A 13985-nucleotide genomic window follows, 5' to 3' on the forward strand; every position below is an offset into this window, starting at 1 on the left:
AGCTATAATAAATGATGTGGAAACCTATAGAAATTGCATCAAATGATCACTTCCAATCTTTTGGCATACAGGAGGATGGAGAAAAAATAAACAACCGCCTATTTCTCTATCTGCTGCGTGACTCTTCGGCATTTAGAAATTTTTATAGCCAACTTTTGGTAGATTGTGACTTTGAAGCCTTCCTGTGGGAAAACAAACCGATGGCTGAAGGGAACATGGATCAGCCCTACGAATGCACGCTTGTGCATAACAGCTATCTCTCTCGCTGCTCGCCCGACCAGCATACCTTTCGACAATATTTTGACCCTGACCGGCAAGCCGTCTCCTTCCCTAATCTCGGCGGCGATGCCCAATTGATTGCTCCCTGTCCCCACCAGTCCCCTGAATGCTATACTCATATCGGATCGTTTGTCCGAAATGCAGAACCTGAGCAACAGGATGCATTGTGGTGTATCGCGGCCGAAGAAATGCTAAATGCTATTGGTAAATCTCCACGCTGGCTCAGCACCAACGGACTGGGCGTCTCCTGGCTTCACCTTCGCATCGACCGGCGACCCAAATACTACCAGACCCAAGAATATCGATCATTTTCATCCGAATAATACCTTGTCATTATGAAACGACTACTACTTTACCTATTTCCCTTATTCCTCGCCTCGGCTGCCAGTGCCCAGAGCACCGAATTCTCTGCCCATTTAAACTCAGGCTTATTTTCGTTTGGTGGAAGTTCTGCTACCCATAATTCTTTTATTATTCTCAGTGATGTAGCCTCTCAAACCAGCTACACCAATAATCCCTATGGAACCCAGAATTCCGTTTCTTATGGATTGGCTTTACAATTGCAACGCATAACCAGCGGAAATCTCATTTTGGGTACACAGATGGGTTTTGAGCGATTGCGTAGTGAAGTAGAGATTACCAGAACAATTGGAGAAAGAAAGCCGAATGCTCTTTATCCATCATTTTCAGGCGAAACACACCTTATCCATCATTTTGTAAATCTTTACCCCTATTTGGGGCATCGGTTTAAGTTTCCTTCTTCCATGGATCTGGATATAACTTTGGGGGCGGATATTGCCTTCAATACCAGTAGTCGAGAGAAAGGCGAAGCCAAAGCAGGAGGCAATGATAATATTATAACCACCGACAAAGAACAGAATAGCCCCGGCACCGATATCAGGCTGCGGGGGCAGGCTACTTTCTACTATCAACAGTGGGGCTTTTCTGCCGGATATTCCTACGGACTACATAACTATACCAGCGACTATGTTGGAATCGATGCAGAAACCTATGCCCGGTTCATTCGAATGGGGATTACATATCGATTCTAAAAAGCCGCTGGCCTATTCTGTGATAAAATGATGCCGACAATCCTTGGGAGCACTCACCGGGTTACAGCGACCGGATCCCGTTGCACCGGGTAAGGTGACTTTATAATCCGACCCAAACGAACTGACTTCCGGAAAGTCTGTACTGATAAACTGGGCCCCGCTTTGCAGGGCCGCGTCTCTCCGGGTGGTATCTCCGGTCCGCGCCTCTTCCAAGGGAATATCCGCCCGGGTGCGAATGATGTACCCGGCGGCTGCCCGTTCCTTTATCGATTGCCTATCCGACAACACATCATTCATCTTGATAAATCCAGCCGTAGGATGACCAGGCTCTGAACTTACAAACAAGGCCCCTCCCTCCAAGTTGGGCCTATCAGCCAGGTAGGCCTTTTTGACTTTTCCGGTATTATCTAAAGCAAACAGGACCTTTCCTCTGCTTTCTGCGAGGGTCGGCCAACCTTCAGTTAGGATAGCTTCTTCAAGTGATGCGAAACGACCTCGCACCTCATCCGGCGTCATCACCTGATCGCTGGAAAACGCCTGCCATATCTCTTTGTCAATTTCTTTAATATTGGATGCATTAACAGGGACCGGCTTAACGAAACTATGATTCCCTGAGGAAAATTGTCCTGCTACTCCCTTGTCTTTTACCTCCAGCAAAACCATAATAGGTAAATGGTTGGGATGCCCTGAGGACCAGTCGTTAATTTCAGAAAGGCATGCGGTCAGCGTGAGGCATTGCGAGCGGTAGTCCACATCCGGTACGTGAAGGACCTTGAAGCCCGGCCGCATCATTTCCTCCTTCCTGAGATACGCTTTGTCGCCGGTCTGGATCGCACCAAGGGGTTCAGCAAATAATCCTCCCTGTGGATCGGCAAAAATATCCAGCTCAAATTGTCGGATCCCCAATCGCTCAAGCTGCTCTTTAAGCGGATGATGAGTATATTGCAGATTTTTAGCCCAGCCCGGCCTCTTCCCATTAAACAACGCTACTGTTTCTGCTGTTGGAGCTTGGTGATAGCTGTTGTGCGTGCCCAGTAGTTGGATCTGGTTCAGTCGCAGGCAATCATCAACATTAGCTTTCGTTATATCTTCGCACTTGGGGGAGGCTGTTTGCTGTGCGGCTGTAGTACCAACAAAAATTGATGCTAATAGCAATAGACTACAGAAAAAAGGAAGAAGTCGGAACATATTTAAAGGGAATCAAAAATTTTTGTTAAATACTGAATGTTTTAATCTTCAATTTGATTAGCATATCTAACGATTAAACATAACCGAATTTTTACGATAGTATTATGAAAATAGAAATATGGTCCGACATTATGTGTCCCTTCTGTTACATTGGCAAACGAAGGCTGGAAAAGGCGCTGGATCAATTTGATCATTCCGATGATATCGCTTTGGAATGGAAAAGCTATCAGCTTAACCCGGATATGAAAACCGACGCTGATGCCAATATTAACGAGTATCTGGCTCAAACAAAGGGTTGGTCCGTTGCACACGCCCAACAGATGAATCAACGTGTTACCGATATGGCGGCCGCAGAGGGATTGGAATATAATATGGATGAAGCAGTCGTAGCCAATTCTTTCCAGGCACATACGCTCATCCAGTACGCCAAATCCCAAAGTCTGGGTGACGAAGCTGAAGAAGCTCTGTTTGAGGCCTACTTTATTAAATCCAGAAATATTGACGATACCGAAACGCTCCTCGACATCGCCGTTCAAGTTGGACTGGATCCTGATGAATCACATAAGGCACTTTCCAGCGATACCTATGCTGAAGCTGTTAAAGCAGACATCCAAGAGGCCAGAAATATGCGGGTTCGGGGCGTACCTTTCTTTTTACTTAATAAAAAATATAGCATTTCCGGTGCGCAGGATACGGACATCTTTTTACAGGCTTTGAACAAAGTATGGAAAGAATGGAATGAGCAACAAGATACCGTTGAACTTTCCGAACAAAGCGATGCTGCCTGTGATGTTGATGGCAACTGTTGACTAAAAGGGCCGAAATCAATACTATCATTTTTTCTTAATTGTTAATTACCCCACAACTTATGTTCAAGGAATCATCCCTTCTCCTCTGTTTATTAGTTCTTGTAGCGTTCCTTTCCGTAAAAGGTCAGCAAACGGTCGATGACCCCGATCCTCAGCGGTTTGAATCTGAGATCGAGCAATTCAGGAGTTGGGATGAGAAAAACAGTATTCCTTCCGATCCTATCCTGTTTGTGGGCAGCTCCAGCATCCGGTTTTGGAAGACGGCCGAGGCCTTCCCCGAATTTGACGTTATCAATCGGGGCTTTGGCGGCTCCCATATTTCGGACGTGCAGCATTATTACCATTCGGTGATTGGCAAATATGATCCCGAGCTAATCGTATTTTATGAGGGCGATAATGATATTGCCGCCGGAAAACCGGTTGACCAGGTGCTGGGCGATTACAAACAGCTGATTGAACGTATCCTGGCCGACAAGCCGGACGTCCATTTCGCCTATGTTCCCATAAAGCCCAGTAGCAGCCGGTGGGATTACTGGCCCAAAATGAAGGAAGCCAATCAGCGTATCAAGGCCTATAATGCTCAAAACGATCGTCTGCACTACGTGGACCTCGCTACTCCGGTGTTAAATAGTGAAGGAACGCCCGACGACAGCCTGTTTCTCGATGACTTGCTGCACCTTAATGAAAAGGGCTATGCCAGGTGGAATAGTGTGTTGCGACCTGTGATGGAAGAATTGGTTGAATAGTCTTTACTTGGGATTAATGTAGGGGGGTAGTTTTTGCATCGTTTTGATTCTATTATTCATTTTTTGTGACCCAGAAAGTCTCGGGGAATCGCAGATATTGTATTAGATAAAATGATAAAAACAGGGAGTGCTCTTTAACGTTAGTCATTATACAAAATAATTTTTCCCGCTATTCACCCCGCTCCCCGGTTTAAAAATCCCCTAAAGTTAACGCTAATAACCATCCTCATTGGATAAAGAAATATAGTCATTCGTTCTGGGAAATTATTTATCCCTTATCAAATTCTTCCCTATTTTAGGGCGACACTGAAATCAGACTCAAATTCAAAGTTTTCATGTTTTCGCTCTTACTGCTTAGCTCTTCCATGCTCTTGGTATCGCTGGCCGCCTCCAAACTTACCTTTGACCATTATTCCATCACTGTTTCTGACCTGCAGACCAGTGCATCATTTTATAAAAATATTATGTCGCTTCCCGAAATTGAAAATAAGACCGAAAAGGAATACATCCGCTGGTTTAGTATGGGCCAAAATATGGAGCTCCACCTTATCGAGGGCGATACCGATGAAATCAGTATGATTCAGCGTATTCACCTGGCCCTGAAAAGCAATGATCTGGATGGACTTATGGAGCGCCTTGATGACAATGACATCTATTATGCCAGCGCCTATGGTAAGCCAAATACCTTTAATGTGCGTCCAGACGGTATCCGCCAAATTTATTTCCAGGATCCGGATGGCTATTGGCTTGAAGTAAATGACGTAAAGGCTCCAGAGAAATAAGAATTACCCTTAACCAGTACAAGGCACAAAAGGTAGCCCCGAAATTCTAGACTATGAAAGGGTTCTAAGCCTTTCATAGTTGATATTTTAAAAAGATATTGATCTTTAATTGAGAGCTTCTCCGCAATATTTACAGTACGTAGCATCTCGGTCGTGGCCTTCTTTTGAGCAATATGGACAAACTTGGGTAGAATGCCTTCTTTCACGTTCTACTTTATTCAACTCTACGGTAACAATACCGGTAGGCACGGCGATAATTCCGTAGCCCATAATCATGATAAGTGCCGACATCATCTGCCCCAAGGGCGTTTGGGGAGAAATATCACCGTAGCCAACCGTAGTGAGTGTAACGATGGCCCAATATATGCCTTTGGGAATGCTGCTAAATCCATTTTCTGAGCCCTCGACCACATACATCAAAGAACCCACGATAACGGTTATCGTAATCACCGTGAAAATAAAAATGGCAATCTTACGGCGCGAGGCAACCAGGGCTTTCTGAAGGTATTCCACTTCGACGATATATTGCGTAAACTTCAATACTCTGAAAACACGTAATACACGCAGTACCCTGATGACCAGGAAATATTGACTCCCCGGCAACAACAAGCTGACATAAGTGGGAAGGATAGAAAAGAGATCCACTAAGCCATAAAAACTAAAGATATAGCCTGACTTTTTCTCAACAGTGAGAATCCTAAAGATGTATTCAATAGTAAACAGGATCGTAAAAAACCACTCCAGCTCATACAGCAGCTCTCCGTATGCATTACGATAACTGACAATACTATCCAGCATTACCACGATAACACTGAGTATAATGCTGGCAATAAGGACAACATCAAAAACCTTACCTGATCGGGTATCGGCCTCAAAAATAATTTCGTGCAGACGCCCTTTCCAACCTAATGCTTGATGGTCCTCCATAAAAATAACCTAAATCTCTTGCTTGAATGGTTTGCTAATCGTTTCTAATGCCCGTTGCCACATGCTTCTGCGCTCCCATTGTCCCTTTGTCACCTGCTCGCAAGAAGTTAAATCATCTTCAAAATGTCTCAACAAAACACTGGCCAATGCTTCATTATTGGCAATCAAATTGATCTCATCATCTTTAAGCATTGAGCGGTGATTAAAGTTTGCAGAACCGATACAAGAAATAACATCATCAACAATCATTACTTTTGCATGAAGCATCGTCTTCTGATAAAACCAGATGTTGATACCGCATTGCAGCAGTTCATTAAAGCGGTCGCTCCCTGCTATGTTTGCTACCCGCTGGTCGGTATGCTTACCGGGAATCATAATATCAATTTCAACCCCACGTTCGGCGGCTTTACACAACAACTCAACCATGGGCTGATTAGGATTAAAATAGGCCGTAGTGATTTTAATATTATCCTGGGCCTGTACGATTAACGTCTGGTAGAGAATCACGATATCACTCCAGCGTACGGAAGCCGAAGTTCTCACCACCTGCAATGCCACATCCCTAATCGCTTGCTCTCTGTCACTGAAACGTTCCCCGTTATACTGATGCCGGGGAAGCCGGCTGTCAAGTTGATGTCCGGCTTCAATCCAATTTTCCAGAAAGGCTGACTGCAATCCCCGAACCGCAGGACCCTCAATGCGAAAATGCGTTTCCCGGTATTCGGAGGGATCCCGTGCATCTCCCTCCCACTCTTCTGCGATGCCTACACCGCCTGTGAAAGCAACTTTGCCGTCACAAATTAATACCTTGCGATGCGTACGGTTGTCAGTTTTCCAAATTTTCCACTGCTTAAAGGGACGGAACCAACTGATTTCAACCCCACTCTCCTCCATCATTTCGGTTAACCCATCCGTCATAAAGGCGGCCCCGTAGCTGTCTAAGATGACTCGAACCTCCACGCCTTCTTCAGCTTTTTTTGACAAACTGTGTGCCATACGCTGAGCGATATCTCCCTTCCAATAGACAAAAGTTAGAAAATCGACACGATGTTGAGCTTCCTGGATGGCCTGAAGCATAGCTGGAAATATTTCGACCCCATTTTTTAGCACCTCGACCGTATTCCCGGAAGTGAATGGAATTCCAACCGTGCTTTCCAGTATTTCCTGATAGGCCATAGCATATTACCTTTCATTAATTTACAAACACCTTCTCTCTTAGCCTGTGACCTTTTTACATTTTATAGAAAAAGACCAAGAGTAAAAAAATGGATACTTTACTTCACATTGTCTAATGCCGGGTGTTTATACGTCCCAGCTATAGCAAGAACAGCAGCCAAGAAGAGGATACCCGGTGCCAACAACGGATTTGACCCTTTTATGGCCGGCCATACCGCTTCCATTGCCGAAAAAGAGGGGTTAATTTCTTGGGTAAAACTGTAGTTACTGGAAAAATGGAGATACATCCCATAAATGCTGGCTAAGGCTGTAATCACCATCAGCCATCGAAGAGTGGCCAATACCTTAGGCCCCGGATACTGCCATGCCGTTACAGTTACCATAAATCCCACAGCTGATAAGATAATGGGAATCCACTGTTGGGCTTGCTCAAAGTGATCGAGCAAATACAATTCTGCGACATTGCCTATAAAAATAAAGGCAGCAACTCCCATCAAGAATGATCGAAGTTGCTGCGCCGTAGTTTTCTGAGTCACGCTATTATTCAGACTTTAAATAAGTTTTAGCAATGGCAAGTTCTTCCTCGTTCACCAAAGACGTCAGTGCATCTACAAAAGCCTCGTTAGAATCATAGGGACGTCCGTCAACCAACTGTTGTGCTTCGTTCTCATGAACACCCGGCAGCTGTTGTAAAGAAGCGGCATCGCTTTCATTCGGGCTGACAGGAACATAAATAAAGTTCTCATAAGCAGCTACCTGCTCTTCATCCACGTATTTACCAATCTCTTTGCGAAACTGTTGGATACTAACATAAGGACGGTACTCTTCAAACTCATGAACCATCTTATCCCCAACAGCCGGAATAGTACGAAAATCTTCTTCGGATGCGGTGTTTATATTAAGCTTGGCCTCAGGCGCCTGAGCAGTGATGGTTTGTTCAGTGCTGGGGGCCTCTTCCATCGTCTGGGATGAAGCCTCCTGTTCACCTTCTTGGCTCCCACCGCAGGCTATAACAACTATTGTTAAAAGTGTAATAAGTAAGCCAGATAGATATTTCATTGTATTTAAGTAGGTTTGTTATTGAATTATAAATGCTATAATAGTTCCTCTAAGAATAGCATAAATATAAAGCTTATATCAATAGAGGCCACATTTTTCTTTATGGCCATTATTCCGCCTTCTATAAGTAAAAAGCAAGCGTCTTTCATCAATTTGAATAATGACCCTGATAGATAATAACAAAAACTTAACAGCCCTTTTTGTTTAGGCTGGTTGAAATAGTCCGTACCTTTGGCCCCTTAAAGCGAGAGCAATCGTCAATTTATAGCTCCTTACTATTTTAAGCCATGCGAAACTATCTGCAGTTTGTCCTGAAAGAACGACGCCTGCTGTCATTTGGACTTACCTTTACTTTCTTCTCCAGCTTTGGACAAACGTTCTTAATCTCATTATTTGTTCCCTTTTTTCTCGCTACCTTCAATCTTTCGAATGCCAGCTTTGGATCGCTTTATTCTCTGGCAACACTGAGTAGCGCCCTTTCCCTTCCGTTTATTGGTAAATGGATTGATCACCTGCCCCTTAAACGGTTCAGCCTTATGGTCGCTATGGGGCTCATGCTCGCAGCATTCACCGTCTCTGTCTCTTGGCATATAGCCGTCTTATTCATCGGACTTCTTTTGCTCAGATTATCCGGGCAGGGATTAAGTGGACATACTGCACAAACAGCTATGGCCAAATTTTTTAAATTTCAACGGGGTAAGGCATTAAGCATTGCTAACCTGGGCTATCCCATTGGAGAAGCTATATTGCCGCTTATTATTACCGCTCTGATACCTATCCTGAGCTGGCGGGGTGCCTGGGGCAGCATTTCTCTTACCATTGGCATTCTTTTAATTCCATTTGTCCTGAGCATCTTGAGTGGCGAAACAGCGGATAAAACAACTCCAAAGGCACTGGATGATAATGAAGACTCTTCGCCTGGTAACTACAGCATGGTTTTAAAGGACAAACGGTTCTACCTGCTGTTACCAGCTGTTTTACTCCCTCCTTTCTGGGTAACCGGACTTTTCTTGTACCAGGTTAACATTGCCGAAAAATTGGGATGGTCTGCAACCCTTATCGCTTCGGCTTTTGTTGCTCATGCCATTGCTCGTATTATAAGCTCCCTGTTTGTAGGCCCCGCTATCGACCGCTTTAGTGCCCGACAACTCTTTCCATACCACCTTATCCCCATCGGCCTTGGCTTTCTGGCAGCTTATTTTCATCCGGGCTGGTGGTCAGCTTTTGCTTATATGTTCTTGATGGGTATGACCATGGGCATAAGCAGCAACCTGAAGTCGGCACTCTGGGCAGAAATGTATGGAGAAGATTCAGTTGGCACCGTCCGAAGCTTATTCGCTTCAATTATGGTTTTCAGTACGGCCCTCAGTCCCTTTTTGATGGGTTGGCTAATTGATCATCAGGTTCCTATCACTAGTATTCTGTTATGTGCCATCACGACGGTTGTTGTTGCAACAGGGCTTGCTACCCTTGCTTTTCGTAAGGAATTGTGGAAGTAATTGACTGAAATACAAGTATTGTGTTTATAGTACCGCTTTTACTCCCCAGCCAATAATTAAGGCCAGCAAGGTGGAAAGTAAAGTTCCAATCAGCACATATTCAGCAAACGGACGGTCATCTTTAAAATTATTGAATCGGGTCACTCCCTTGGCTGCCAGGATAAATCCAATAGCACTATATTGATTAAGGAGTACGAAAATAAAAATAAAGATACGTTCCAATAAACCAATAAGGCGCCCCATACTATACTCTTCCTCACTTACCTTTACCGTATCCTCTTGGGCGCCAACTGATTCAAGTCCCATAGCCTTGAGGATATATCGCAGCAAAATGTTCATCTCATTAATGACCAATAACAATCCTGCAACTGCTACCTGAACTACTATCACAGTACGTAGGGCTATTTGTTGGCCGGGAACAAACATCCAGCTCAAAAAGTGCATCACTTTTTGGGCCAGCCAATTGCTGCCAAGATTCAATAATGGACTACACAGAATAGCCGCTATCAAAATATGCCAGAGCAGTGTAAGTGACCGATTTCTGTTTAATTTATGAATATTCCCCTCAGTCCATTTCATTAGGAAGGGATAACTAATCAGATGAACGGTGAGCAAAAGCCAGCTCCAGTTAAACTGTACAAAAGGCAAAATAAGAAGTGGCAATAGCCCAATAATCACTAAGTCTTTCCCGGATGCCCCCTGATCTCGGAATATCAGCCGAAGGCGCGCGATCAATACCAGGTTTAGGATGCTCAAAAAGATGGCGTAATTCATGATACTAATTTTTGATTAATAATCGCTGATATATGATTAGTCAGGTTACGGATAACCTCCAATGCTCCCGCTTCCTTATTCTTATAAAAAGCTGGCTGTGATATATCCAATTTATCTGCAATCTCTTTGTAATTATATCCCTCCTGCAATAAATAAAAAATTGATAATCGATTTTGCCTCCACTTCTGCACTTCGTGAGACAATAACTGCAAACTGTCATTGATAAGGTTCACTTCCGTATTTGTTCCCTCTTCGAGGTATATATTGAATAGAAATCCGCTTTCTTTTAAGGCTTCCATTCCCTCTCGGGCTGCATGAAAAGCCGGACCATCCATGCCAATAGCCTGCTCTTCATTTATGGGAGTGGCAATACTGCCAATACCCAATGAGAAACGGACTCGAACCGGATACAACAACGCTAATATCCGAAAACAATGCTTAAAAAGTCCATCAGCGTTTTGAAAGACCGCCTGAAATTCATCACCCAGCGTAATCGTATATGGAGAAAGAGGACGCTGATCGGTTTCATTCAGCTGCTTTAATTCATCCTGCAATTTATCTTGCAAAACTTCCCGATCCTCTTCTTTAATCTCCTTGGATGACTCTATATCCGCAATTAATACCAGTGCCTGTTCCATAATTACCTCACTTTTTCCATATATAACCAAAACAGTTTAAAAAAACAATTTTTAACTATAATGGTTAAAAAATAATTTATTTAACCATAACAGTTTAAAAGTAGCCTATGGGTACTTTTTCTTAGGTGACGGCTCCCCTTCCCTGGTTCCCTTATGGGCAAGCACCTGAAGAAAAGTGTTAGCACGGTAAATCCAACTCCTTTTCATTTTATGTACTCCCATTACAAAAACTGATACTTGCATTCTGCTTTCTGTAAAAAGCTTACTATCTTTTATGACTTGTCATATAGCCACGTTGGCCATACTAATGTCTGAATATCTCGATAAAAAATTATGAACCGTATTTTCAGTTCTTCAAATATATTATTCCGTGTTGTCCTCTTCGCCCTAATATCACTTTTTATTATTGGTGGCTTTTCCGATTGGATTGTAGAGTGGCTCTGGCTCGATAATCTCGGCTACGAAGAGGTCTTTTGGACGATAAAAACAACACAAGCCCTGTTATTAATCGGGGCTTTGGTAGTGGCTTTGGCGTATGTCTTGCCCAATATGAGTGCCATTGGTAAACGATTTGGTACCATGAACTTCGGGAACTCACCTCTGGCACAATTGAACCTGAACAAGATCAGTACCAAGAAGATCCGCAACATATTCTTGGGCCTGGGATCAATATTTAGCCTCTTTTTCTCACTCGCCTTTTTTATGCGCTGGGACACCTACTTTCGTTTCCACTGGGATGAAGTCGTAGGACAAGTGGATCCGATTTTCGGCCATGACATTGGCTTTTATCTCTTCCGCCTGCCCTTTATTGAGCTGATCCAGAACAGCATGGTTTCCCTGGTTTTCTTTGTCACCCTCATTACCCTTATTCTATACATATACTCAGGTGCCATCTCGCTGCAGTCTTCTAAGAGGATCAACGCTGCCAGCGGTGTAAAAAAACAGATTAGCCTTAATCTTGGTTTATGGTTTCTGTTACTATCCTGGGGATATTATCTTGACCGATATAATCTGCTTTATAGCGACGGCGGTGCTGCCTATGGAGCAAGTTATGTGGACCTTAATGTAAAGCTCCCCGTATTATGGATCGTCTGCCTGCTCTGCTTTGGTTTAGCGCTACTATCATTCTTCCAGCTTTATAAAACCAAACTCAAATGGCTTGCTCTCAGCGGTGCGGCAACGCTTGTTATTGGGGGAATTGGCCTCAACATTTTGCCGGGCGCAATCCAAAAATTCTCCGTTGATCCCAGCGAGCTACAGCTGGAAACCCCGCACATCAAAAACAGCATCAGCCAGACGCGCGAAGCTTATGGGCTTGATGAGATGGAAACCCAGCCGTACAGCGTTAAGCCTCCGCAGAGAATGTCATGGTCCATGGTGCAGCAGAATGAAGAAACCATCGAGAACATCCGGCTTTGGGATCCCCGGCTACTGATCCAGACCTATCGGCAGTTACAGGAAATCCGCCTGTACTATCAATTTTATAACGTAGACGTGGACCGATACCACACTAATGAGGGCTACCTGCAAATGATGGTAGCAGCCCGGGAACTCTCCGAGGAATTACCTGAACAATCCGATACCTGGGTGAACCGGCGGCTGCAATACACACACGGCTATGGAATGGTTATGAGTCCTGTTGCCCAGGAAGGCTCGCAGGGCGATCCCCGGATGGTCATCAAAGATATTCCGCCCGTCAGCGACATCAACCTAAAAGTTGACCAGCCGGCTATCTATTATGGCGAGCATAATTCCGATTACAAAATCGTAAATACCAACGTTCGCGAACTGGATTACCCGAGCGGCGATAAAAATATCTATACGAACTACCAGGGCAGCAGTGGTGTCTCCATAAACAATCTTTTCGAGCAGTTGCTGTTCTCTTGGCAGTTCGGAGATATCAATATCCTGCTAACGGATTACATCAATGAGAACAGTAAAATTCTTTTTTGGAAGCAAGTTCAAGAGCGTGTCAAACGGATCGCTCCTTTTCTGAGGCTGGAAGATGATCCCTATCTCGTATTAAATGATGGTAAGCTCTATTGGATTCAGGATGCCTACACAACATCAGCGGACTATCCCTACTCTGCTCCATATAACAACCAGTACAATTATATTCGGAATTCAGTAAAAGTAGTGGTTGATGCCTACAACGGTTCCGTAGATTTCTACACATCCGATGAGCAGGATCCCATCCTAAAAGTATATCGTGATATCTTCCCAGATATGTTTAAGCCACTGAATGCTATGTCGGATGGCCTCCGCTCCCACCTGCGGTATCCCATCCATATTTTCAAAGCCCAGATGGATCGATATAACAAGTATCACATGACGGACCCGCAGGTATTCTATAACAACGAGGATCTCTGGACACGTCCGAATGAGAAGTATGAGGGCCGTTCTATAAAAATGGAACCTTATTACGTGCTGACCAAATTACCCGGACAGCAAGAACTTCAATACCTGTTGATAAGTCCGCTGACGCCCAATAACCGCGACAACATGATTGGATGGATGGCGGCCAACTCGGATTTCCCCAATTATGGAGATATCTCTGTCTTCGAGCTCCCCAAAGACCGGCTTATCCTCGGACCGGCCCAAATTGAGGCGCGAATTGACCAGGATACCGAAATATCCCGGCAGCTGGCCTTATGGGATCAGCGGGGTTCAAGAGTCATTCGGGGTAATTTGATGATCATCCCGATTCAGGATTCGTTTATTTATGTAGAGCCGGTATTCTTAATTGCTGAAGGGGTAGACATTCCTCAACTACAACGCGTCATTGCCACCTCCGGAGATAAAATTGCTATGCAGCCCACACTGTGGGAATCTATAGAAGCTCTGTATGGCCAACAACGGCAACCTATTGCTGCGCCTACCGATACGTCTACCGTACCCTTGCCTCAAGTGAACATCCCTGCTGGTTCTACAAACCAAACACTATCTCAGTTGCAAACCCTCTGGCAGGAAGCCCGAGAAGCTCTCTCAGAAGGTGATTGGACCCTTTATGGCGAAAAGATGAATGAGATTGAAGAACTGCTCAGTGATAATTAAGA

At 44.3% G+C, this 13985-nt stretch carries 13 protein-coding genes and 1 pseudogene; 7 read left to right on the top strand and 7 right to left on the bottom strand.

Annotation, left to right across the window (positions count from 1 at the left end; translation table 11 throughout):
* Positions 1–11: 11 nt before the first annotated feature.
* Positions 12–602 carry a DUF6940 family protein gene (locus J6I44_RS06195; protein WP_265765143.1) on the top strand — a complete coding sequence of 197 codons (591 nt, stop codon included), beginning with the start codon at positions 12–14 and terminating at the stop codon, positions 600–602.
* A gap of 12 nt (positions 603–614) precedes the next feature.
* Positions 615–1331 (top strand): outer membrane beta-barrel protein, encoded by a 717-nt coding sequence (locus tag J6I44_RS06200; protein ID WP_265765144.1) that lies wholly within the window; start codon positions 615–617, stop codon positions 1329–1331.
* 12 nt (positions 1332–1343) lie between these two features.
* Here J6I44_RS06200 and J6I44_RS06205 read toward each other — a convergent pair whose 3' ends face one another.
* Complete coding sequence (locus tag J6I44_RS06205; protein WP_265765145.1) at positions 1344–2519, bottom strand: phosphatidylinositol-specific phospholipase C1-like protein; 1176 nt, start codon at positions 2517–2519, stop codon at positions 1344–1346.
* 131 nt (positions 2520–2650) lie between these two features.
* Here J6I44_RS06205 and J6I44_RS06210 point away from each other — a divergent pair.
* From J6I44_RS06210 to J6I44_RS06220, 3 genes and pseudogenes are all read left to right on the top strand, one after another.
* Positions 2651–3175 (top strand): annotated as a pseudogene (locus J6I44_RS06210) (DsbA family oxidoreductase); the annotation flags it as partial.
* Between the two features lie 212 nt (positions 3176–3387).
* Positions 3388–4074 carry a GDSL-type esterase/lipase family protein gene (locus tag J6I44_RS06215; RefSeq protein WP_265765147.1) on the top strand — a complete coding sequence of 229 codons (687 nt, stop codon included), beginning with the start codon at positions 3388–3390 and terminating at the stop codon, positions 4072–4074.
* A 335-nt stretch (positions 4075–4409) separates the two neighbouring features.
* Entirely contained in the window at positions 4410–4856 is a 447-nt protein-coding gene (locus tag J6I44_RS06220) for a VOC family protein (protein WP_265765148.1), read from the top strand.
* Positions 4857–4961: 105 nt separating this feature from the next.
* Here J6I44_RS06220 and J6I44_RS06225 read toward each other — a convergent pair whose 3' ends face one another.
* The 4 genes from J6I44_RS06225 to J6I44_RS06240 form a co-directional block, all read right to left on the bottom strand.
* The gene (locus tag J6I44_RS06225; RefSeq protein WP_265765149.1) at positions 4962–5783 is read right to left on the bottom strand and encodes an ion transporter; all 822 of its coding nucleotides are present in this window, start codon (positions 5781–5783) and stop codon (positions 4962–4964) included.
* A 9-nt stretch (positions 5784–5792) separates the two neighbouring features.
* Positions 5793–6959, bottom strand: a complete 1167-nt coding sequence (locus J6I44_RS06230) for a phospholipase D-like domain-containing protein (RefSeq protein ID WP_265765150.1) — start codon at positions 6957–6959, stop codon at positions 5793–5795.
* A gap of 98 nt (positions 6960–7057) precedes the next feature.
* A complete protein-coding gene (locus J6I44_RS06235; protein WP_265765151.1) occupies positions 7058–7495 on the bottom strand; it encodes a hypothetical protein in 438 nt (145 codons plus the stop codon).
* Positions 7496–7499: 4 nt separating this feature from the next.
* Positions 7500–8018 (bottom strand): hypothetical protein, encoded by a 519-nt coding sequence (locus J6I44_RS06240; RefSeq protein ID WP_265765152.1) that lies wholly within the window; start codon positions 8016–8018, stop codon positions 7500–7502.
* 287 nt (positions 8019–8305) lie between these two features.
* Between J6I44_RS06240 and J6I44_RS06245 the strand changes: the two genes are divergently transcribed.
* On the top strand, positions 8306–9517 hold the full coding sequence (locus J6I44_RS06245) for an MFS transporter (RefSeq protein WP_265765153.1): 1212 nt from the start codon (positions 8306–8308) through the stop codon (positions 9515–9517).
* A gap of 24 nt (positions 9518–9541) precedes the next feature.
* Here J6I44_RS06245 and J6I44_RS06250 read toward each other — a convergent pair whose 3' ends face one another.
* Positions 9542–10291, bottom strand: a complete 750-nt coding sequence (locus J6I44_RS06250) for a hypothetical protein (RefSeq protein ID WP_265765154.1) — start codon at positions 10289–10291, stop codon at positions 9542–9544.
* A complete protein-coding gene (locus J6I44_RS06255) occupies positions 10288–10929 on the bottom strand; it encodes a SatD family protein (protein ID WP_265765155.1) in 642 nt (213 codons plus the stop codon). The genes J6I44_RS06250 and J6I44_RS06255 overlap by 4 nt, the downstream gene beginning before the upstream one ends.
* A 333-nt stretch (positions 10930–11262) precedes the next feature.
* On the opposite strand from J6I44_RS06255, the gene J6I44_RS06260 reads away from it, so the two are divergent.
* The gene (locus J6I44_RS06260) at positions 11263–13983 is read left to right on the top strand and encodes a UPF0182 family membrane protein (protein WP_265765156.1); all 2721 of its coding nucleotides are present in this window, start codon (positions 11263–11265) and stop codon (positions 13981–13983) included.
* Positions 13984–13985: the final 2 nt, after the last annotated feature.

The sequence above is a fragment of the Fodinibius salsisoli genome, assembly GCF_026229185.1.
In the GTDB taxonomy this organism is placed as follows: domain Bacteria; phylum Bacteroidota; class Rhodothermia; order Balneolales; family Balneolaceae; genus Fodinibius; species Fodinibius salsisoli.